General features: G+C 37.3%; 22 protein-coding genes, 2 tRNA genes and 1 pseudogene. 4 read left to right on the top strand and 21 right to left on the bottom strand.

Annotated elements, in window-relative coordinates; genetic code table 11:
* From G413_RS12190 to G413_RS0107520, 3 genes and pseudogenes are all read left to right on the top strand, one after another.
* Positions 1-312, top strand: a pseudogene (locus tag G413_RS12190) (hypothetical protein); the annotation flags it as partial.
* Between the two features lie 115 nt (positions 313-427).
* Positions 428-504 (top strand) — tRNA-Ile (locus G413_RS0107515).
* Positions 505-531: 27 nt separating this feature from the next.
* Positions 532-607, top strand: a tRNA-Ala gene (locus G413_RS0107520).
* Between the two features lie 234 nt (positions 608-841).
* Here the strand turns inward: G413_RS0107520 and G413_RS0107525 are convergent.
* The 4 genes from G413_RS0107525 to nadA are packed head-to-tail and all read right to left on the bottom strand — an operon-like array spanning position 842 to position 5,275.
* Positions 842-1,726 carry a CPBP family intramembrane glutamic endopeptidase gene (locus G413_RS0107525; protein WP_022790298.1) on the bottom strand — a complete coding sequence of 295 codons (885 nt, stop codon included), beginning with the start codon at positions 1,724-1,726 and terminating at the stop codon, positions 842-844.
* A 9-nt stretch (positions 1,727-1,735) separates the two neighbouring features.
* Entirely contained in the window at positions 1,736-2,236 is a 501-nt protein-coding gene (locus G413_RS0107530) for a transcription repressor NadR (RefSeq protein WP_022790299.1), read from the bottom strand.
* A gap of 1 nt (position 2,237) precedes the next feature.
* Positions 2,238-4,370 (bottom strand): L-aspartate oxidase, encoded by a 2,133-nt coding sequence (locus G413_RS12575; protein WP_022790300.1) that lies wholly within the window; start codon positions 4,368-4,370, stop codon positions 2,238-2,240.
* The gene (nadA, locus tag G413_RS0107540; RefSeq protein ID WP_022790301.1) at positions 4,367-5,275 is read right to left on the bottom strand and encodes a quinolinate synthase NadA; all 909 of its coding nucleotides are present in this window, start codon (positions 5,273-5,275) and stop codon (positions 4,367-4,369) included. Before nadA ends, G413_RS12575 begins: the two co-directional genes overlap by 4 nt.
* A gap of 136 nt (positions 5,276-5,411) precedes the next feature.
* Between nadA and G413_RS0107545 the strand changes: the two genes are divergently transcribed.
* Positions 5,412-6,620, top strand: coding sequence for a MalY/PatB family protein (locus G413_RS0107545; protein ID WP_022790302.1), 1,209 nt, complete (start codon positions 5,412-5,414; stop codon positions 6,618-6,620).
* A 46-nt stretch (positions 6,621-6,666) separates the two neighbouring features.
* Here G413_RS0107545 and G413_RS0107550 read toward each other — a convergent pair whose 3' ends face one another.
* The 17 genes from G413_RS0107550 to G413_RS0107630 form a co-directional block, all read right to left on the bottom strand.
* Positions 6,667-7,173 carry a YjbQ family protein gene (locus tag G413_RS0107550; protein WP_022790303.1) on the bottom strand — a complete coding sequence of 169 codons (507 nt, stop codon included), beginning with the start codon at positions 7,171-7,173 and terminating at the stop codon, positions 6,667-6,669.
* An 11-nt stretch (positions 7,174-7,184) separates the two neighbouring features.
* The gene (locus G413_RS0107555) at positions 7,185-7,856 is read right to left on the bottom strand and encodes a triose-phosphate isomerase (protein ID WP_027969120.1); all 672 of its coding nucleotides are present in this window, start codon (positions 7,854-7,856) and stop codon (positions 7,185-7,187) included.
* Positions 7,857-7,890: 34 nt separating this feature from the next.
* Positions 7,891-8,775 carry an aldose 1-epimerase family protein gene (locus G413_RS0107560; RefSeq protein ID WP_022790305.1) on the bottom strand — a complete coding sequence of 295 codons (885 nt, stop codon included), beginning with the start codon at positions 8,773-8,775 and terminating at the stop codon, positions 7,891-7,893.
* Positions 8,776-8,793: 18 nt separating this feature from the next.
* Entirely contained in the window at positions 8,794-9,807 is a 1,014-nt protein-coding gene (locus tag G413_RS0107565) for a Gfo/Idh/MocA family protein (protein WP_022790306.1), read from the bottom strand.
* A gap of 15 nt (positions 9,808-9,822) precedes the next feature.
* On the bottom strand, positions 9,823-11,229 hold the full coding sequence (locus G413_RS0107570; RefSeq protein ID WP_022790307.1) for a PTS galactitol transporter subunit IIC: 1,407 nt from the start codon (positions 11,227-11,229) through the stop codon (positions 9,823-9,825).
* A 12-nt stretch (positions 11,230-11,241) separates the two neighbouring features.
* A complete protein-coding gene (locus G413_RS0107575; protein ID WP_022790308.1) occupies positions 11,242-11,520 on the bottom strand; it encodes a PTS sugar transporter subunit IIB in 279 nt (92 codons plus the stop codon).
* 13 nt (positions 11,521-11,533) lie between these two features.
* Positions 11,534-12,010, bottom strand: coding sequence for a PTS sugar transporter subunit IIA (locus tag G413_RS0107580; RefSeq protein ID WP_022790309.1), 477 nt, complete (start codon positions 12,008-12,010; stop codon positions 11,534-11,536).
* 14 nt (positions 12,011-12,024) lie between these two features.
* Positions 12,025-12,465 (bottom strand): PTS sugar transporter subunit IIA, encoded by a 441-nt coding sequence (locus tag G413_RS0107585; RefSeq protein WP_022790310.1) that lies wholly within the window; start codon positions 12,463-12,465, stop codon positions 12,025-12,027.
* Positions 12,466-12,603: 138 nt separating this feature from the next.
* Positions 12,604-14,643 carry a BglG family transcription antiterminator gene (locus G413_RS0107590; protein WP_022790311.1) on the bottom strand — a complete coding sequence of 680 codons (2,040 nt, stop codon included), beginning with the start codon at positions 14,641-14,643 and terminating at the stop codon, positions 12,604-12,606.
* Positions 14,640-15,086, bottom strand: a complete 447-nt coding sequence (locus tag G413_RS0107595; RefSeq protein ID WP_022790312.1) for a DUF3284 domain-containing protein — start codon at positions 15,084-15,086, stop codon at positions 14,640-14,642. Before G413_RS0107595 ends, G413_RS0107590 begins: the two co-directional genes overlap by 4 nt.
* A 108-nt stretch (positions 15,087-15,194) precedes the next feature.
* Positions 15,195-15,872, bottom strand: coding sequence for a 5'-methylthioadenosine/adenosylhomocysteine nucleosidase (locus tag G413_RS0107600; protein ID WP_022790313.1), 678 nt, complete (start codon positions 15,870-15,872; stop codon positions 15,195-15,197).
* Position 15,873: 1 nt separating this feature from the next.
* Positions 15,874-16,575: a class I SAM-dependent DNA methyltransferase gene (locus G413_RS0107605; protein WP_022790314.1), complete on the bottom strand. Its 702-nt coding sequence runs from the start codon at positions 16,573-16,575 to the stop codon at positions 15,874-15,876.
* Positions 16,565-16,903: a ribosome silencing factor gene (gene rsfS / locus G413_RS0107610; protein WP_022790315.1), complete on the bottom strand. Its 339-nt coding sequence runs from the start codon at positions 16,901-16,903 to the stop codon at positions 16,565-16,567. Before rsfS ends, G413_RS0107605 begins: the two co-directional genes overlap by 11 nt.
* 1 nt (position 16,904) lies before the next feature.
* The gene (locus G413_RS0107615) at positions 16,905-17,927 is read right to left on the bottom strand and encodes a nicotinate-nucleotide adenylyltransferase (RefSeq protein ID WP_022790316.1); all 1,023 of its coding nucleotides are present in this window, start codon (positions 17,925-17,927) and stop codon (positions 16,905-16,907) included.
* Positions 17,924-18,214 carry a YhbY family RNA-binding protein gene (locus tag G413_RS0107620; RefSeq protein ID WP_022790317.1) on the bottom strand — a complete coding sequence of 97 codons (291 nt, stop codon included), beginning with the start codon at positions 18,212-18,214 and terminating at the stop codon, positions 17,924-17,926. The genes G413_RS0107615 and G413_RS0107620 overlap by 4 nt, the downstream gene beginning before the upstream one ends.
* On the bottom strand, positions 18,214-19,293 hold the full coding sequence (locus tag G413_RS0107625; RefSeq protein ID WP_022790318.1) for a GTPase: 1,080 nt from the start codon (positions 19,291-19,293) through the stop codon (positions 18,214-18,216). Before G413_RS0107625 ends, G413_RS0107620 begins: the two co-directional genes overlap by 1 nt.
* A complete protein-coding gene (locus G413_RS0107630; RefSeq protein WP_022790319.1) occupies positions 19,286-19,807 on the bottom strand; it encodes a YqeG family HAD IIIA-type phosphatase in 522 nt (173 codons plus the stop codon). Before G413_RS0107630 ends, G413_RS0107625 begins: the two co-directional genes overlap by 8 nt.
* Positions 19,808-19,823: the final 16 nt, after the last annotated feature.

Raw genomic sequence — 19,823 nt, forward strand, 5'->3', positions numbered from 1 at the left:
AAAGATACGATCCGACCTAAACCGAACCAAAAAAACTATACAAGTCGGAATGGAAACAGTCTGGGCGAAGTGAATCAGCTGCATCAGGAATTCAAACAAATGATCAAGCATTATCATGGAGTCTCCATAAGACATCTTCAGCACTATTTGGATTGGCTTGTATTCCGTAAACAGATGAAATACCAAATCAGGGCGGAAGCCAGAAAAACAAAAGCTTATATGTTGGCTATGAAAGGATCTGTTTCCTTTGTGACAAAAGACATATGTTCTTTTGAGTTGCCAATTAATGTGCTTACGCTCTATCAAAATTAAAAACATCATTTTTAATTCTCTGCATCAACTTTTTAGTTGAACTTAGCGAATTTTTTTGAAAAAATGTTTGACACATAGGGTAGCAAATGCTATTATTATTGAGCAGTCAGCAAATGGGCCTGTAGCTCAGTTGGTTAGAGCGCACCCCTGATAAGGGTGAGGTCGCTGGTTCAAATCCATTCAGGCCCACCATTTTGTTTTCTGCAAAACCATTTTTGTGGGGTGTTAGCTCAGCTGGGAGAGCACCTGCTTTGCACGCAGGGGGTCAGGAGTTCGATCCTCCTACGCTCCACCATATGTCAATAAGTCCTTTAGATAAAGGACTTTTTTTATTTATATCTTATTATCAAACAAGATCCATAAGATCTTATTCTTCTTTAGAAATCTTTTTCGTTAAGAAATTCAAATCAAACTATCAAAAAAGGGAGAGCCCATTCTAATTCTCCCTTTGATATCATCAGCTTTTTAATGCTGTGATCCATTCATAGATTTTTTATCATTTCTATCTTATAAGATAAGCTTCGTCACCTTACAAGAACATAACAACCCCTACAAAGAAGATTATATACAAGATGGTCGTCCATCTAGTAAAAAACATCTTTCCATATCTGTACGTGCAATATTCCTGTTTAAACAATTCTGAAATTCGATTTCCATATTTATATAATAGATAAACCATTCCGACAAAGCAGGCAAACATTCCCAATAAACATAAAATTGAAAGAATAGGAACGCTCATCAGTAAGGCAATCAAATTATTTAAGATATGCAAAAGAATGGGAATACGCATAGAATTCTCTTTTAAACTTACATACCCCAAAAAACATCCGATAAAAAATGAAGTAATGCCTTGTTGAAGGTTTAAATGCATCATCGCAAACAACATGGAACTGACCAATATCGCAAACACTCTATGATATTGATCTAAAGTTCTCAGTATGATACCTCTAAATAAGATCTCTTCAAAAAAAGGCCCCAGAAGAACAATATAGAGAAGGATCAAACCATCAAAGAGTATGTTTCCGGTAAAAAAAGTCTGTATTCCACTGCCAACAGAGCCATGTATCATGCCTAGAATCGCATGAATCAAAGAATATGTGATCGAACAAAAGAAATTCAACCCCAATAAAAAAATCAGATATTTTCCCATTCCTTTTACTTTCTTTGACAATCCATCAAAAGAAGGACGCAGCCACACTGCCCCTATCCCGGCCATAAAAGCCGTCAAGAACATCGGAATAAGATAAGCTAATAAAATCGTAATTTGATATCTTCCGTAAAATGAAAGAGGTAAAAACCGCATCAGAAAAGAAAATACCGCTAAACAAACATATGGTAAGATTCCATGCATCAACATCAAAGCGGAGATATTGCGAAATTCTTTTTTTGCCCTTGTAAAAAGTTCTATCTGCATAGGCCCATTCTAACAAAGTATGCCCATTTTGTCTAAAGACTTTTTGACCTCATCCAAAATATCTTGCGAACGAGCGGTAATGGTATGATAATGAATGCCTTGTGTTAAATTGTTCAAAGGCTGGCTTTTTCCCTGCTGAATCTGGTTTAGAAACTCTTTGACATCTCGGCGGCTGGAAAGAGAAAGTTTGGCTTCCAGTTTTCCGTATGTCGCATGTTCCACAAATACATCATGAACTGTCGCCCCACAATCTACGATCGTTTCAAGCTCCTGCTGCATCTGCTCCATCGTATGATTGACCTTGACCACCATCGAATATTCCTGATTGGGCAAGATATAGCCTCTGTTTGTGGAAATGATTGGCATGTTCAAAGCCCTAAGCAAGGCGATATCCTGCACGATGACTTGTCTGGATACATGAAGACTTTTCGCAAGCTTATCTCCAGATAAAGGCTGTGGGCTTTCCTTCAGCTTCTGCTCCAAAGCTTTTAATCGTTCTTCTTTTTTCATATTACACCGCTTTTAAATTCTTTAAAGAAAGATCAAGGATCTTAGAGGAATGTGTCAAAGCCCCACTGGAGATATAATCCACACCGGTAGATGCTAAAGCGGCGATGTTTTCTTTTGTGACATTTCCGCTGCATTCTGTTAAGGCCCTGCCCTGAATATACTGTACAGCCTCTTTCATTTGATCAATGCTCATATTATCCAACATGATGATATCCGCACCAGCCTCTACGGCTTCTTTGACCATGTCCATATTTTCAACTTCAACTTCGATCTTTCGCACAAAGGAGGCATATTCTTTGGCCAGCTCTACCGCTTGACGAATTCCTCCGGCTGCAGCGATATGATTATCTTTTAAAAGAATTCCATCGCTCAAATTATAGCGATGATTATAACCTCCGCCGACTTTTACCGCATATTTTTCAAATACACGCATATTCGGCGTTGTTTTTCTGGTATCCAACAAACGAATGCCCGTTCCTTTTAAAAGATCGGCCGTCTGTCTTGTATAGGTCGCAATGCCCGACATTCTCTGTAGATAATTTAAAGCTGTTCTTTCTGCCGTCAATAAAGAGCGAATATCCCCATAGATTTCCGCAACGACTTCTCCTTTGTGTACATGATCCCCATCATTGAAAAAGAAAGTCGCTTCTGTCTTAGAATCCACCAGTTGGAAAACTCTTTCAAAGACCGGAAGGCCGGCAATGATGCCATCTTCCTTACAAATCAACTGTACACTTCCTGATTGATATCCTTTCATGATCGCATTGGTGGTAATATCTTCACTTGTTACATCTTCACGCAATGCCTGTAAGATCAAAGTATCCACATTCATGGACATGGTAATAGAATTCATTTTTCTACCTTCTTTCTTCTTGTTTATAACCTCTCGTACCATCGATGCATATTTTGTAACATCCAGATCTTTCGTGGTTGTTTGAATCAGATTCTCAAAATTTAAACATATTTTCGCTGTTTTGATGCTTAGATCCTTCATAGCTCTTCGGGCAAAGACCAAAGACTCCAGTAAGGAATTGCTGGCTAAACGATTTTCCCCGTGCACGCCATTACATGCGGTTTCGCCAATCGCATACAATTGATCCATCGTCGTTCTGGAATACGCATCGACATGAATACCGCCCATAAAATAATGTTGTCCCGGCACAACGGGAATCCATTCTTTTGTACAGTCAAAGCCTTCCTGCAGGCAATGTTGATAGATATGCGGAAAGTGAGAAAGGATTTGTTCTTTACCCAACACGGTCATATCCAACCATACAAAGCGCGTATCATCTTTTTTCATCTGCTGATAGATTTTCTGTGTTAAAAGATCTCTTGGCAAAACCTCGTCGGCAAACCGTTTCCCATATTTATCATAGAGCTTTGCCCCTTCCCCGCGCACACTTTCACTGATCAGGAAACGTCTTCCTTTTTTCTTGGAATATAGCGTTGTCGGATGGATCTGAATATAATCTGGATTCTCCAGTGCGATATGATGACGAAGGCTGATGGCTAACGAATCTCCGGTCAAATGCGGATAATTTGTAGAATTGTTAAAGAGTCCGCCGATGCCTCCGGTTGCCAAAAGAGTAAAGTCGCTTTGTATCGCAAACAACTCTTCTTCTTTCTTCGCAACTATGCCATAACAAGTATTGTCTTCTTCCAAGATATCCAACATCGTAGTATTTTCCATAAATGTCAGATTTTTATGTTTCTTTGCTTCCTTTAATAAATGAGAAGTGATCTCTTTACCTGTAATATCTTCATGAAACAAAATGCGAGGATGTGAATGACAGCCTTCTTTGGTATAGACAAAATTTCCCTGCGCATCTTTTGTGAATCGAACACCATAGCTTTCTAGCTCGGCAATGACATCCGGCGAGGATTGAATCATGATATCCACAGACTGTCTGCGGTTCTTATAATGACCGGCTCTGATCGTATCCTTAAAAAAACTTTCATAATCCGATGGATCCTTCAGTACACATATACCACCCTGTGCCAAAAACGAATCACTTTCTTCCAAAGTCGTCTTACAGATCAAAAGCACTTTTTTATCCTTGGGCGCATGTAAAGCCGCAAAGAGTCCACTGCATCCTGTTCCTACGATCAAAATATCTGTTTGAATCACATTCATGCCTTGGCCATCTCCAACATCGCATCCATGGACTTTTTAGCTTTAACCATAACTTCTTCATCTAACACAATTTCATTTTTTTCATGCAACAAGACATCATACAATTTATCCAGAGTCACTTTTTTCATATTGACACAGACAAGCTTATCGCTCATAATATGAAATTTTTTGTTCGGATTTTGTCTTTTCAGTTCGTAGAGCACACCCATCTCGGTACCGATGATAAATTCGGTATGCTCACTCTTAGTCGCATACTGTAAAATCCCTGCCGTGCTGCCGGCATAATCGGCCAGCTCAACCACTTCCTTTTTACATTCGGGATGCACTAAGACCAATGCCTTTGGATACTTTTCTTTAGCTTTTAAAACATCTTCTTTAGACATGCGATGGTGTGTAATACAATAACCGTCATTTAAGATCACATTCTTTTCCGGGACCTGCTCTTTTACAAAAGATGCCAAATGCTGATCCGGGATAAAATAAATATTCTTATGCGGTAAGTTCTTGACGATCTTTACCGCATTGGAACTGGTCACACAGACATCACTCAATGTTTTTAGTTCTGCCGTTGAATTGACGTAACAGACAACCGCAAGATCATCAACTTCTTTTCGCATCTTACGAATATTGGAAACAACCGCCATATGCGCCATAGGACAATCGGCATTCATATCCGGCATTAGTACCTTTTTGTCTGGATTTAAGATCTTGGCACTCTCTCCCATAAAGCGAACACCGGCAAAAACGATGATTTGCGCATCGGTTTCCTTTGCCTTTTTTGCCAGCGCAAATGAATCACCGACAAAATCCGCAACATCCTGCACATCTCCCTCAACATAATAATGAGCTAAAATAATCGCATTCTTCTCTTGTTTTAGCTTTTGTATATCTTCCTTCAATGACATGATGGTATCCTCCTAAAGATTGTCTAGGACATTATACAATGTGTAAAGTCAACTGACAAGACAGTAAATTTAAAAGAATACTTTGATTCGAATCAAAGAAAACATGATACACTTAATCATAAAGGGGGAAATGAAAATGAAATATGACTTTACGACGATCCTTGATCGAGAAGGACACGATGCCTTGGCCGTTGACAACTTGCCTATTCCTGATGCGACAGTCAAAGATGGATTTTCAAAGATTCCGATGTGGGTAGCCGACATGAACTTTCCAGTGCTTCCTGCCATTCAAGAATCCATTTTTTCACGTTTAAATGAACCTCACTTTGGTTATTTTACGATTCCGGATGCTTATTATGATGCCATTATCTCCTGGCAGAAATCACAAAATAACCTGCTTGTAAAGAAAGAACATATTGGCTATGAAAATGGTGTATTAGGCGGTGTCAGCAGTGTTGTTCAAACTTATACCGCTAAAAAGGAACCCGTTTTGGTTCATGCGCCCACCTATATTGGTTTCACCAAGACCTTAAAGAATTTACATCGAACGATTATTCACTCCGATTTGATTCAGGATGAAAATGGAATTTGGCGTATGGATTATGAAGATATGGATCGTAAGATCAAAGCCCATCAAATTAAAGTTTGTATCTTTTGTTCACCACACAATCCAACTGGGCGTGTATGGGAAAAAGAAGAAATTGAAAAGGCCATGGAGGTTTATCGAAACAACCAGTGTATCGTCATCAGTGATGAAATATGGAGTGATTTGATTTTGCCGGGTCATCAACATATCCCAACACAATCGATTTCAAGAGATGCACGAGGAAGAACGGTTGCCTTATACGCACCATCTAAAACCTTTAACTTGGCTGGTCTTGTAGGCTCTTACCATATTATTTATAATCCTATTATCAAAGAAGAAGTTTTACGCGTAGAAAACGCATCTCATTATAATTCACCAAACATTCTTTCCATTTATGCATTGTTAGGTGCTTATAGCCAAGAAGGAAAAGAATGGGTAAAAGAGCTTTGCGAAACGATCCAAAACAATATTGACTATGCACTCGATTATATCCAATCCCACTTTAAAGGAATTAAAGTGGCCAGGCCACAAGGAACCTATATGTTGTATCTGGATTGCACAGAATATTTAGAGGAACAGGAAACCAGTCTTGATGAACTGCTCAGAAAAGGAATAGAAGTCGGTGTGTTATGGCAGGATGGAAGACCTTTCCAGAAAGAAAATACGATTCGTATGAATCTGGCATTGCCGCTTTCTAAAGTCAAAGAAGCCATGCAGCGATTATCGGATTTCGTGTTCTTAGAAGAAAATTCTCTATAAGTAAAAGAAGAGTATTTGTACAAGTTTTCATACAAATATTCTTTTCTCATTGTGCAATTATAGACAGAACACAAGTCCTGTTTCGCTCTCTGTTAGTGTCCCAATCCACAAAATATATATCTCCAAATTCACCGGTCAACATTTTACCATCTTCAATCGTTACCATAATACTAGAGCCTAATAAGGTAGCCTTTAAATGTGCATCAGCATTTAGTAAAATGGCTGGATTTGCTCGATATTCCTCATGTTGCTCATAAGAAAGTTTTCTGTGCTTTGGACCTGGATATTTATAATCTGCATCGTACAAAAGCTGTTTGGGAAAAATTTTATTTAACCCTCTAATTAAATCATGTTGTAAAAAATCATATCCTAAGCCATCCAAATCATGTACCATTTCCTCATAAAATACAGAACATGTCGTATGTAGAGATTGTACAAGAAGCATGCCGTCTTTTACACCTGCTTCTTTAATAAAGCTTTCTATCTGTTCTGTCAAATTCACGAAAGTAACTCGATTCCATTCTGTCTTTAAAGAAATCTTTTTTATAAACATATTAAATTCCTCTATTCTAATCCTACGGTGGCTAAACAATCCATCAACTCTTTTAAACGAGCAAAAGGATTCACTGCTTTTATGATTCCAGAAGTTAAGCCTACTCCATCTGCACCATTGACAATTGCTTTTAAGATATCTTTTTTATCTGTCATACCTGCACCCTGAATAATTCTTGTGTGCGGACTATGTTTGGAGATAATACGTTTAGTTTCTGCCATATATGTCGCAGATGCAGAAACTTGCTGCCCTATACGATCCTCTGTTTCACAAATCATGATATCCGGACGTAAAGTGGATATCATCTCTACTTCTTCCGGATCCCCAGCACATATCATTGTTTTTAAATGCAGGCGACGGGTAATCTTTACCGCTTTAACCAATTCAGAAGTTGTCATAGGATTATCCGCATGGTTTAAAACCACAGCTCTACATCCTACTTCGACAAGTGATTCTGGAAGAATCTTTCCCATGCTTTGTCCTGGCTGAATAGGATCCATTGCTTGTGCAGTAATGATCAAATGTTTTGTATTTTGCACAAGCTGTTGTATATGGACATAAGGCACTGTAAAGAAAACATCTAAATTTTTCCCTTCGGCTAATTTATCTGCATACAAAGCTAGTTCCAATAATTCTTCCCCATATAAATAAGATTTTGGATTAATACTAAAGATTCTTCGCATAATACCTCCAAAAAAAGGAGATCTTACAATCCCCTTATTCATCAATTTCAATGGAAAAAACATGTGTGTTCGATTTTCGTGGATGTAAAACCGCTATTTCTTCATGTTCATCCCAATCTTTTTGAAATCCTTTAAATTCAGTATGTCCGATCCATGGCTCTATACAGATAAATCGAAGATCTTTATCAGGAATATAGGGGGACCAAACAGCTACATTATCAAATCCAGAAAAGTTTACCTTTATAAAATGATCATTTTTAATGCTTTTAATCATCAAACTATCTGATGATGGATGAACAAACGCAAGCGCTTCTTTCCGAAAGAGATTCTTGCGGACAAAGAAACGATTCTCATGTGCAAAGAACTGTTCTTTCTTATTTAAAAGCTGTCCAGTTTCGCAAACTTCATATATATCCATGTTTTCTTTCTTTTCAAATTCCACATAGTAATCGTCACAAGATTCATGATCATATAATGGAACATTGAAACCTGGATGTCCTGCATAAAAATAATGCAAGTCTCCATCACCAGTATTTGTTATTTTTGCGCGAACAATCAATTTATTTTTTTCAATCTGGTAGCGTAAAAGCATTTGACAAGGAAATGGAAACCGTTTTAAATCTTCTTCGTCCGGTTCATAAACAAACTCAACAAAATCACTTCCCTGATCTTTTACATCAATCATTTTATATCGAATCAATCCATTCGACTTTAATTCATATTCCTTTCCGCGATAACGATACTTACCTTCTGTCAACTTTCCAATGACTGGAAAAACAACGGGAGCAGAGCTTTTCCAGTAACTTGGATCTTTTTGCCACAAATATTCCAGCTTATGTTGCTTATGATAAATGGAGGATAATTGTGCACCCATTGGATCAATCTGTATTCTTAAAACATCAGATTCAATCGTAATCATATTTCTGCTCCCTTTTTATTAATCTAATGTTACAATTTCACCAGTTTCAGCTGATTGATGTACAGCAGCTGCGATTCTGGAAGCTTGTAATCCATCATAGGCACTGGTTCTAAACTCATTACCATCTACAATATCCTGTACAAACTCCTGCATAGGCTCCAATCCAAATCCGCTTGCGGAATTTTCACCAAAGTTCATAAAGATATAATTTGGCAGGCTTTCCTTCACATCTGTATATTGTTTTACACCTCGATAAGATTCATTCTTGAAATATTTCTTTTCCGTTAAAACAATCAGCTGTCCGTCATTTGATTTAGGGAAGGTATTTGGCAAGATCCATCCAGTTTCAACAACCCAGTGACTTCCATCTTCCATAGTCAATGTAGCCTGAATGCTATCCCATGTTTCATAGCCTTTTTCTTTTAAAACTGTCTTATTGCCTACTGCATAAACCTTTTTTACTTCACTGCCTGTAATGTAACGAATCAAATCGTAGCAATGAACACCTAAGAACCATACCGGTGATGATTTATTTGTCCATGTAAACCATTTTTCCGGTACATCGATGATATCATCCAAAGACATGTATCCACGAATGATTCGGTCACCATCTTTTTTAATTTCATCACGAATACAATTATAGGCAGGATCCCATCTCTTATGGAAATCAACAGAAATTTTGACATTATTTTCTTTTGCCAGACGAACAATTTCTTCACATTCTTCAACAGAAGTTGCCAGCGGCTTTTCCACTAAAATATTTTTGATTCCTGCTTCAATAGCATCTTTTAAAGGTTCGAAATGATATGGATCTGGAGTTGCGATACTAATAGCATCCAATTCTTCATTTTGAATCATTTCCTTTACTGTACTGTATCCAGTTACATTATATTTTTCAGCAGTTGCTTTTTTACGTTCTTCATTCAAATCGCAAAATACAACTTTTTCTACATTTTTATCACATGTATAAGTATGAATATGATAGTTTCCATAAATTCCGGCACCTACAACGCCAATTTTAATTTTAGACATACACTCACCCTCTTATTAAGCTGATTCAGTTCCAATTGTTTCTTCAAATTTCTGATCTTCTTTTGCGTAATACTTTTCCAGTTTCTTTCCGCCAAAAATAGCCAATAGATCGACAACGACAAGAATGATTGGTCCAGCCATCGGAATCTCAGCAAGTAAAGTTGGAATAAAGATAAATAAGTTTCCTAAAGCCATAGTTGTAGCCTGCTGTCCTTGAGCAACAAGATTTAAACCTGCATCTGTTGCGAGTTGTGTAAATAATGGAGCGGCCCAACTAGATACTAACAGTACGATTGGAATAAAAATCAAACTAGAGATAATCGTACGACGTTTGTTGGCACGATGTACAATTGTTGCGAAACATACATAGAATGCGGCAAATGGAAGTTCTCCTAATGGCAATGTTGTATTTCCTGGCAAAATAGCCGCAACAATCAAGAATACTGGAATCATTAAGAATCCAACAGAAATTGTAACAGGATGACCAATCGTTACTGCGGAATCCAAACCAATATACAATTCACGATCCGGGAAGTGTTTTGTAAAGAATGCTTTTGCTTGATTTGAAATCGGAATCAAACCATTAACCAGCATCTTAACAACTGTTGGAAATAATTCCATGATAGCTGCTGTCTTAATTGTTACATCAGCAATTCCCTTGAAATCATATCCAGCAACGATACCAAAAAACAACCCCATAATCAAACCTAGATAAATACGGTCACCAAAGATTGCTCCAATGTAGCTTGCAACACTCTTCTTTTCTTCAGTGTCAAAACTATTTTCATCAATTGGACGATGTGCCAAGAATGGAATATGATCATAAACTTTATCCAACAACAGGAACAAAGGGGCACTGGCTGCGGCAAATCCATGTGGAATTGAAATAGCCTCAATACCTATGATTTCCTGGGTTCGATGCGCCATGATATCCGCAACTTTTAAGCCAAGGATTGCATGTGAAACACCGGCTAAGATACCTAACCAGAAGCTTCCTGTCAAAATATTAACGAAACCTGCAGTAATGGCAAAATACCAGAAATTGTAAATATCAACATTTACAGTATTTGTCAGTTTTAAGGCAACCAAAACGATATTTGTTACAATGATCAATACAATCAAAGTAGCTGCAATCAATCCACCAAAACCAACAGCTGCTGCTGGAGAACCACCAACATCAATACTAGTTAAGTGCAAATTTAATCTTTCGATAGCAATATTGATCACTGGTCCTAAAGAATCTGATGTTAATGTAGAAACAATACTGACACCAACCAAACCAATACCAACTGTTGCACCGGCTTTGATTGCTTTTGGAATTTTTAATCCAAATAAAAGTCCGATTACACACATGAGCATTGGTACGAAAATATAACTGCCTAGATTTACTATATAGGCAATAACGTCCATTACGACTTGCATATACTCCTCCTATTATGATTTCAATGCATCTACGATTTGTTGTGTTACCTGTTCTTCGTTTACTCCGGATAGATAAGCACTTCCCGAAATAACAGGTGCTTTAAATTTTTTTCTGACACGCATTGTTGTGATAATTAAATCTGCTTTATCATCATAAGTTTCTACTTCATTTAGCGTACATTGAATGATGTTTGCAGAAATTCCATTCTTTTTAAAAATATCTTGAATTTTCTGTTTTACCATACTGGAAGTTGCCAATCCAGCGCCACAAGCTACAATAACAGTTTTCATAAGCACTCTCCTTTTAAAGCTTTTGTAAAAATGCATTCAATTTTTGACAGATTTCCTCACTGGTCTTGATACTTTTTATCCCTTCCAGTAATTCCTTATTCTGGAATATCTTCATCAGCACTTGAAGCATAGACATCTGTTCTTTCTTTTCATCAATTGCCAGTAAAAAGACGACTTCAACAGGAAGCTCTTCTTCAAAATCTTCCATATTTCGAAAGTGTACCGGCTTTTCAAGGACACCGACGGCTACATAACTGGCATGATTTCTTTTATCGAATGCATGAGGCATTGCTATAACTGCACCTGGGGTTCTAAGTCCTGTAGGAAATTCAATTTCCCTTTCTTTTACTAAGTCCGCATACCCCTCTTGCACAGCGCCTCTTTCTTCCATCTTTTTTGACAAACTGTCAATGACTTCATCCGAATTCTTTGCTTTTAGATTTGTTTGAATCAATTCCGGAATAAAACTAAATTTTTCTAACTTTTCCATACATTTCCTCATCATCAGCAATCCGTCAGTTCCATATAAAGCTGTTCTTTTGTATGAGAACTCAAGATTCGTTTTAATTTTTGTTCATTCATAAAGATTTCTGATAATGTTTTTAGATAACGCAAATGTGTTTTCGAATCCTGAGCAGCTAATATGACGATAAGACGAATCGGCTCGTTACATTCTCTATAATAAAATGACTGTTGCAAGAGTATTATAGATATTCCACTTTTTAAAACTCCTTGTTCAGGCCTAGCGTGGGGCAAAATGATAAAGGGAGACACCATAAACTTGCTTCCATATTCTTCGAAATTTCGCAATAAAGCAGCCGAATAACTGCTTTCGGTATAACCATTGTCCAACAACAGTTTTGCCCCTAATTCAATACCTTCCGATAAGGAATCAATATGATCCATAACTTGAATCGTATTTGAATCAAATAAGCAATCACCCATTCTTATCAATCCCCTTCCCATTATTTGTAAAAGATGCACCTATTTACAGTCTCTATTCTAACAACCTCTAAAATGCAAAAGAAGTCCAAGAGGATTGAACTTAAAAGTGCAATCTCCTGGACTCTTAAATTTTATAATTCACTTCTTTGCAATATCATGATACAACAACTTAATTTTTTCATGTATGAGAGCTGTTGTAGTTTGTTCTAAAATCTCCTGAACGATTTTTTCATCTTCAGAAAGCTCCATAATATCTCGTAAAAGGCGAAGGTGCTTATTTTGATCTGGGCTTGATAAAACAAACAAAAGCTTTACTTCCAGATATTCAAAAAGAACACCTGATTTGTTCACCAAAAGAGACAAGCCTAACATATTAGCCCCTTCATTAGACTTTCCATGAGCTAAAGCTACACCATTTCTTAATACAAAATAAGGACCATAATCACAAACCAAATTAATCATTGATGCTATGTAATTAGGTTTAATATATCCATTGTTTAAAAGTGGGCGACTTGCAACCTTAATGCCTTCTTCCCACCCCATTTGCTTATTTGCCAATACGATGTCATCAACATTCAGCACTTCACAAAGCCTATATTGTGAAATTTCATTGATTTGCAGAAGAGGATTTCCATTCTGTAGAAATTGTATAATATCTGTTTTTACATTTTCATGGTCTTTAGGATCTACATAACGATACACAATGTTCAAAAGTTCCTCTATACCATTAGGATTATTACTATATGTGTTTTCATTTAATGAAATTAAAGAAGCAATTCTTGATTTATCTTCTCTTGATAAAATGGTATGTACTTTAATACATGGAACTTGAGCCTGGATATCAACTGTTGAAATAATAAAATCAATATCTTTTACCGTATCCGGTATATCCGCAACGGCAATGGAATCCACAACTTGTATATTTGCAAATGAGTTCTCAATTTCTTTTCGCAAAAGAACAGAAGTCGATATACCACTTGGGCATACAATTAAAACTCTCATCTTGCGATAAAGATAACTAGATTCGTTTCGAATATGTCCACCAAAATGAATTGTAATATAGACAATTTCACCTTCTGATAAGGGAAAAGGAAATATATCTTCATTTTCTATACATAGTGTATTTACGATTTCATAAAGATCTGGATAATTTTTCTTCACGTCTGCCGTAAATGGATTCATTATCTGTATAGAAATTTTATAATAATATAAAGATAGCTTGAAATGAAGATACAATGAATTAATCAGTTCATTTTTATCTGAAAAACGTATTCTAGAGACTTTTTCGAACTTCTCCGTTAATACTTGAGCCAGTTCGAATAATTCAATGTCTTTTTCATCATCTTTGTATGCAACAGTATTTCCAGCTTTCGATCCAAGTAAATAAATAGCAAGATACAATCGTTCATGTACATTGAAATCCTGAAACATCTCATCAATTAGATTTAATTCTTTCGTTTTTCCTAAATCTTTTAATTCCAGTAAAGAAAAATCAAATTTTTCATTTGTATGATGTGTAATCGATAACAAACAAGAAATTGCCAATAAGTAATTATCGCCTTTATATTCATTTCCTAATTGATCTGAAATACTAAGAAGTCTTCTATAGTATAATTCAACTTCTGAAACATTCAAAAAGAAAATTTCTCGATATGACACTTTTTGTAACAAAATCATGATATAGTGCAAAAATATCGCATGGAAATTAGCCGGAATTCCTTGCAGTTTATATCCTTCCTTTGGACTATACACCAAATCCAAATGGTATTTTTGAATCTCTGTTTTTAGCTTTTTCAAATCCGAAAACACAGAATTTCTAGAGATTCCAAAGCATTCCATAATAGTTTCAACATGAATAACTTTGTCCGGATAGAGTAACCAACAAATCAAAAATTGAATACGATCTTCTGCTTTCAAAGAAGATTCAACTAATGATTCTGTAAAAAGCGATTGAATTTGTTTCTTTTGTTCATTTTCAATATAATAACCGGCTCCACGCTTATTCTGAATTGGGGCAATTTGATATACGGCTAAAGTATCATTAATCTTATTGATCAGATAATAAACGGTTCTTTTACTAACCGATAAAGTTTCTTGCAACCATTCTAAAGACACATATTCATCATTTTGACATAACAACTGCAAGATTCGCTTCTGTTTTTCATCAATATTGATCATACAGACTCCTGTTGATCATTAAGTATAGTATCTTCTATCTTTTTGAGAAGCTTTAATCCTCGTTTCTGAGAACGTTTTTCCATATATCGGCTTTCATCAAACAATCTAGATGTTTTGCGTAACAATCGATATTCTTCTGTATAACGTACTAGAATACGATCTGTATCTAAAGAAGAAATTTCATATGTTGTAATCGTCTCATCGATAGAACTGGTAAAGCTGGAGCTATACAAAATATTAGGTTCGCATGCCAAAATTTTTACTCTTACCTCAGCATTTGAAGATGGACGGCCTGGTATTTTCTTTTTATAATTGGTTCCTGGCTTTAATTGACTGGCATGTACTTTTTTACCCGTTTGTCGGCGAATATCTCCTAAGATCGACTTCGTAATCTCATTAAAAAATGCCTCCGCACTGACTTTTAATTCTTTTTCTACAACCATAATTTCCCTCTTTTCAAACTATTTTTTATTTATCTTATTATAAATTAAATGAAAAAATCGAAAACCTCAACAAAAAGTGCAAAAAAAATAAACACTTCCTTAGAAGTGTTAAATTTTTTGCACAAATGAGCGTACCATCAGACTCGATTGCCTGCTGGCATGTTTTACATACGTAGAAAACTCCATGGAATTATCATGATGCAGCGCAACATCGCTTAAAGAGCGTACGATCACAAATGGAACTTGAAAAGAAGTCGCAACCTGCGCCAAGGCCCCTGCCTCCATTTCCGAACAGATGGAATCCGGGAAATTAGACATCAACTTATCAAAGTCCTCTTTTCGAGACATGAATAAATCCTGCGATGCGATCGTTCCTATGTGATAACAAATGTTGTTTTCCTTCGCAGCTTCCTGCGCTTTGACCAATAAATGATCATCTGCATGAAAACGAAGCCCCAAACCTTCCGGTCCATCCAAAGCACTGGTATCAAAATCTGCCTGGAGGACATCCTTGCTGATGACGATATCCAACACTTTTTGCTGTTCCTTTAGACCGCCGGCGGTTCCAATATTGATAAGGGCATCCAACGAATGATGCAGACAAAGAATCGTAGTCACCATGGCAGCTCCTACTTTTCCCACTCCACTTTTACATATCACAACATCCTTAGAAGCTAGCTTTCCATAATGAAAAGCTACATTGCCAATCGTTTTTTCCTGGGTGATCTCACATAGCTCCATGATAGCCTGTACTTCTACATCCATCGCTGCCACAATACCAATCATTTTATTTCCTCCTGCATACAAAAAAATACTTTTCTCCCGGTTGTATGCCTTCTAAATCAAAATCAGTCTTGATCGATTCAATGTAAAAGTAGGGATGTAAAGCTTCCTTTAGCCATTCAGGATCATATACTCTTTGCATATGATGCTCCTGTATAACTTCCCCATTTTCTTTATAGAAGGCAAAATCCTGATAGATTATCTCTTCTTCACTGGTAATCGACCATTGGTAATCCACATCTTCGATATGACCGGTTTCATTGAATTCTTCAGAAAACTCATCCAATCGATCTAACGAATGGCTATCAAAGAAAAAGATGCCCTCTGGTTGTAAATGGTCATGAACTTCTTTAAAAAAGGAAACTATTTCCTCTTTTTCTAAAATATAGTTAAAGCTGTCACATAGGCACGCAATTGATTCAAAGCTTGTCAAATTTGATAAATTTCGCATATCCTGACATAAAAACTGAATCTTTTGCTCCTTGTCTTTACGTTTTGCCTGATCGATCATTCCCTGACTGAGATCCAGGGCCGTCATCTGAAATCCGTGATGGGATAAAACCTGTGTGATCTCGGCACTGCCGCAGGCTAACTCCAACATGGAACATGGCTTTTGAAAGGATTCGATCCAATGTACCCATGATAAAGTCGCTTCTTCATCTTTGACCAGAGCATCATAGTACGATGCTAAAGTATCATAGATCATAAGTTTCAACCGGAACATCGGCATACAGGCGATCCATCTGATACACCTGCCTTTCTTCACGAACAAACAAATGAACAACGATATCCTTCAGGTCGATCAAAAGCCAGCGGGAATCGGCATCACCCTCGACTTTAAAATCCAGTTTATATCCATTTTCTCTTAAACGATCTTTGATATTTTGACAAATCGAATAATTCTGACGTGTATTGTTGGTGGAGGCAATGATCATATGATCCATAAAAGGAGTAAGACTGGTTGTATCATAGTCTTTGATATCATATCCTTTTTTCTCACTGATTGCCTTTAAAATAACTTCTCTGATTTCCAAGTTAGTTTCCCTTTCCCTTCAAATATTTTCGGTTTTCTTCCTGAACCATTTCAAATCCTTTTGCCAGATCCTGTTTGACACAGGCAATAGAATCTTTGACCGGATAGCCTCGTAAAGGATCAAGCTTATCTGCACAAAATATGATCATCGCATAGGGATCATGACTCGTGCCTAAGACATGATGGTAGATTGCATGACTGATTTGATCATCGTGTATGTAGAAAACACGTTTAATGATCTCACTCCCAACAAACCCATGCCATACCGCAACCGGATATTTTTTGTTTTCCTGACAGATACAATCCATCCATGGCTCCATGACCTCTTTGGAAAGATTTTTGGCCACATCATGAAACAGGCCGATATAGTATGCCTTTTGTGTATCCAGACCATGGGCTTTGGCAAACTCCTCACAGAGATGAGCAACAGAAACACTGTGCGAGAATCGTTTTGGACTCACTCTTTCCTTAATAAAGTCTTTGACATACAAACGATGTTGATAAATATATCGCAAGACTTCTTCATCCAGGTAATTTAATTTATTTCCTCTTCGTATTTCACTGCTGGAAACCGGCATCGGCTCCATATGAAACTGTTGAATCGGATATTTTGTTTGGACAAGCTTTCCATCACGATCAAAGCAGACAAAGTGTGCCAGCTGTACTAAACGATCCGGATCCTTCCAAAGATCAAACTGTTCCAACTGGTCATTACCAATCAGCCAGTAAAATGTATAAGATGGATACTGCTTGTGCAAAGCTTCCAGCGTATCGATCGTATAGCTGGTTCCTTCTCTTTGCATCTCGATCGGATTGACTTTAAATTGTGGAAAATCGGCTAATGCGATCTTTAACATCGCAAGACGATCCGTATCCGATGTCAAAATACGATCCTTTAGCGGCGTTTTCTTGGCAGGAATAAACCAAACTTCATCCACCTTTAAGACCTGCACGGCCTCTTTTGCCATTTGCAGATGTCCATAGTGAACCGGGTCAAAGCTACCGCCTAATAATGCGATTTTCATTTCTTTAAACCTAACTTATTTTCTTTGCTTCTGCGATACAGAACAAAAGTACGCCCTACGATATGAATGATCTCACTGTGTGTTTGCGAAGAACATTCAATTGCTGCCTCTCGAACATCGATTGGACTTGTCTTCAACAAAGAGCATTTGACAAGCTCATGCGCCTCCAGAGAATCATTCAGGGATTTGATCATATTATAGCTAAGTCCATCCTTCCCAATTTGAAAAAGTGGACGATACGACATACTTAATTTACGAAGTGTTTTTTTATTTTGTGCACTGATCATTAAATCATCGCCTTTCTAAATGTTACTTGAATTCCTTTATGAACACGTACATACACATCTTGTATGGCACCACTGACACAAAACCAGCCTAAACCATGAATCACCACATCCATTTTTCCGTCCTCTTTCATCGGTGAATGAAAAGTATGCATGGTCAAAAGTGAGGTATCCACACAAGGTACAAGCATTTCATTTAAATGTTTCTGCCATAAGGCATCGGCGTTGGAAAGCTTTCCTCGATGAATCGGCAGACTTCTGGAAAAATAGCCGACCACCGTTGCCTTTCCTTTGACCACAACATCCAATCTAGCCAGGCCGCCTACCGCATAGCTTTGATCTTCAAAGATCTGCGACACCAAAGGACGAATCGGTTTGACCGGTATCACGGATTTTAAGTCTTTTGGCTGTAATATAGTCAAAATACTGTGTTTATTTTCAATACCCGGTGAATCATAGATCGTATAATCTTCCTGTACCAGCGGAACCAGATCCAGTGTCGTCCCCGGATTTCTGGAAATCGTTAGATCTTTTGAAGCCATTAATCGATTTAAGATGGTTGATTTTCCGGCATTGGCCACACCCATAAAAATTACATCTTTTCCACGCCTGTACTTTTGAATGGCGGTTACGATACGAGAAAGATTTCGTGTACTTTCCTCATCATGTTTTAAAAGATAACCACAGATCAGTATCTCCTTGACCTGAATGCCTTCTTCTTTCAAACGCTCCTGTACAAAAGCCAGGATTTTTTCATCACTGAGCGTACTTGGCAATACATCTCTTTTGGTCAAGATCATGATGATATCCTTGCCAGGAAGCTTTTGATTTAATCGAGAGATCATACTGGCTTCAAAGGTAAACAAATCCACGATCCAGAAAACCGTTCCCTCAATCTTATTGATCTTTTCCAAGGTCTGATTGGATTCGATTCCCTGCTGCATATTGATCGTGACTTCTCCATAATGGCGAATTTTATAACAACGTTGACAAAAATTGGCGTCTAATGTCGGAACATATCCCAACCCGTTTGGATCCTCATTCTGCAGTGCTATACCGCATCCTTTACAGTATTTAGCCATCAAATTCTCCTTTCCGGAAACCACTTTTTTCTAAATGCTTAAAAACTAAATTTTCAAATTTACGTGTGAATTTGGTCGAAGATCGATCGATTTTAGAGATTGGCGCTGTCAAGATCGTATAAATTCCGGCCAAATGGCCGCCTAACATATCGGTAAACAGCTGATCACCTAAAATCGCGACTTCTTTTTTGGTATAGCCATGTGCCTTAATGACCTTCCAGAATTTAAAAGGCAACGGCTTTAAAGACAAATAATAGACTTGTGAAACATGAAGATCCCTGGCAAAGCGAAACGCTCTTTTTTTAGAAGCATTGGAATACAATGCGACTTCAATGCCATGTGCCTTGATGCGATCGATAAACGCCACCACTTTGGCATTCGGCACTGCTTCATTATAGGCCATCAGCGTATTATCAATATCGCATAACAACAATCGGATCCCTGCTCTTTTCAATCGATCTATATCCATTGCCTGAAAGCTAGAAATATAGTAATCCGGTTTAAATAATGACATAGCGCCTCCTTTTTTC

It is taken from the genome of Faecalicoccus pleomorphus DSM 20574 (assembly GCF_000420345.1).
Classification (GTDB): Bacteria; Bacillota_I; Bacilli_A; order Erysipelotrichales; family Erysipelotrichaceae; genus Faecalicoccus; species Faecalicoccus pleomorphus.

What these genes read in the sequence shown, in the direction of transcription:
- G413_RS0107525 (WP_022790298.1), bottom strand. Translation starts at nt 1,726, where the DNA reads ATGCAGATAGAACTTTTTACAAGGGCAAAAAAAGAATTTCGCAATATC.
- G413_RS0107530 (WP_022790299.1), bottom strand. Translation starts at nt 2,236, where the DNA reads ATGAAAAAAGAAGAACGATTAAAAGCTTTGGAGCAGAAGCTGAAGGAA.
- G413_RS12575 (WP_022790300.1), bottom strand. Translation starts at nt 4,370, where the DNA reads ATGAATGTGATTCAAACAGATATTTTGATCGTAGGAACAGGATGCAGT.
- nadA (WP_022790301.1), bottom strand. Translation starts at nt 5,275, where the DNA reads ATGTCATTGAAGGAAGATATACAAAAGCTAAAACAAGAGAAGAATGCG.
- G413_RS0107545 (WP_022790302.1), top strand. Translation starts at nt 5,412, where the DNA reads ATGAAATATGACTTTACGACGATCCTTGATCGAGAAGGACACGATGCC.
- G413_RS0107550 (WP_022790303.1), bottom strand. Translation starts at nt 7,173, where the DNA reads ATGTTTATAAAAAAGATTTCTTTAAAGACAGAATGGAATCGAGTTACT.
- G413_RS0107555 (WP_027969120.1), bottom strand. Translation starts at nt 7,856, where the DNA reads ATGCGAAGAATCTTTAGTATTAATCCAAAATCTTATTTATATGGGGAA.
- G413_RS0107560 (WP_022790305.1), bottom strand. Translation starts at nt 8,775, where the DNA reads ATGATTACGATTGAATCTGATGTTTTAAGAATACAGATTGATCCAATG.
- G413_RS0107565 (WP_022790306.1), bottom strand. Translation starts at nt 9,807, where the DNA reads ATGTCTAAAATTAAAATTGGCGTTGTAGGTGCCGGAATTTATGGAAAC.
- G413_RS0107570 (WP_022790307.1), bottom strand. Translation starts at nt 11,229, where the DNA reads ATGCAAGTCGTAATGGACGTTATTGCCTATATAGTAAATCTAGGCAGT.
- G413_RS0107575 (WP_022790308.1), bottom strand. Translation starts at nt 11,520, where the DNA reads ATGAAAACTGTTATTGTAGCTTGTGGCGCTGGATTGGCAACTTCCAGT.
- G413_RS0107580 (WP_022790309.1), bottom strand. Translation starts at nt 12,010, where the DNA reads ATGGAAAAGTTAGAAAAATTTAGTTTTATTCCGGAATTGATTCAAACA.
- G413_RS0107585 (WP_022790310.1), bottom strand. Translation starts at nt 12,465, where the DNA reads ATGGGTGATTGCTTATTTGATTCAAATACGATTCAAGTTATGGATCAT.
- G413_RS0107590 (WP_022790311.1), bottom strand. Translation starts at nt 14,643, where the DNA reads ATGATCAATATTGATGAAAAACAGAAGCGAATCTTGCAGTTGTTATGT.
- G413_RS0107595 (WP_022790312.1), bottom strand. Translation starts at nt 15,086, where the DNA reads ATGGTTGTAGAAAAAGAATTAAAAGTCAGTGCGGAGGCATTTTTTAAT.
- G413_RS0107600 (WP_022790313.1), bottom strand. Translation starts at nt 15,872, where the DNA reads ATGATTGGTATTGTGGCAGCGATGGATGTAGAAGTACAGGCTATCATG.
- G413_RS0107605 (WP_022790314.1), bottom strand. Translation starts at nt 16,575, where the DNA reads ATGATCTATGATACTTTAGCATCGTACTATGATGCTCTGGTCAAAGAT.
- G413_RS0107615 (WP_022790316.1), bottom strand. Translation starts at nt 17,927, where the DNA reads ATGAAAATCGCATTATTAGGCGGTAGCTTTGACCCGGTTCACTATGGA.
- G413_RS0107620 (WP_022790317.1), bottom strand. Translation starts at nt 18,214, where the DNA reads ATGATCAGTGCACAAAATAAAAAAACACTTCGTAAATTAAGTATGTCG.
- G413_RS0107625 (WP_022790318.1), bottom strand. Translation starts at nt 19,293, where the DNA reads ATGGCTAAATACTGTAAAGGATGCGGTATAGCACTGCAGAATGAGGAT.
- G413_RS0107630 (WP_022790319.1), bottom strand. Translation starts at nt 19,807, where the DNA reads ATGTCATTATTTAAACCGGATTACTATATTTCTAGCTTTCAGGCAATG.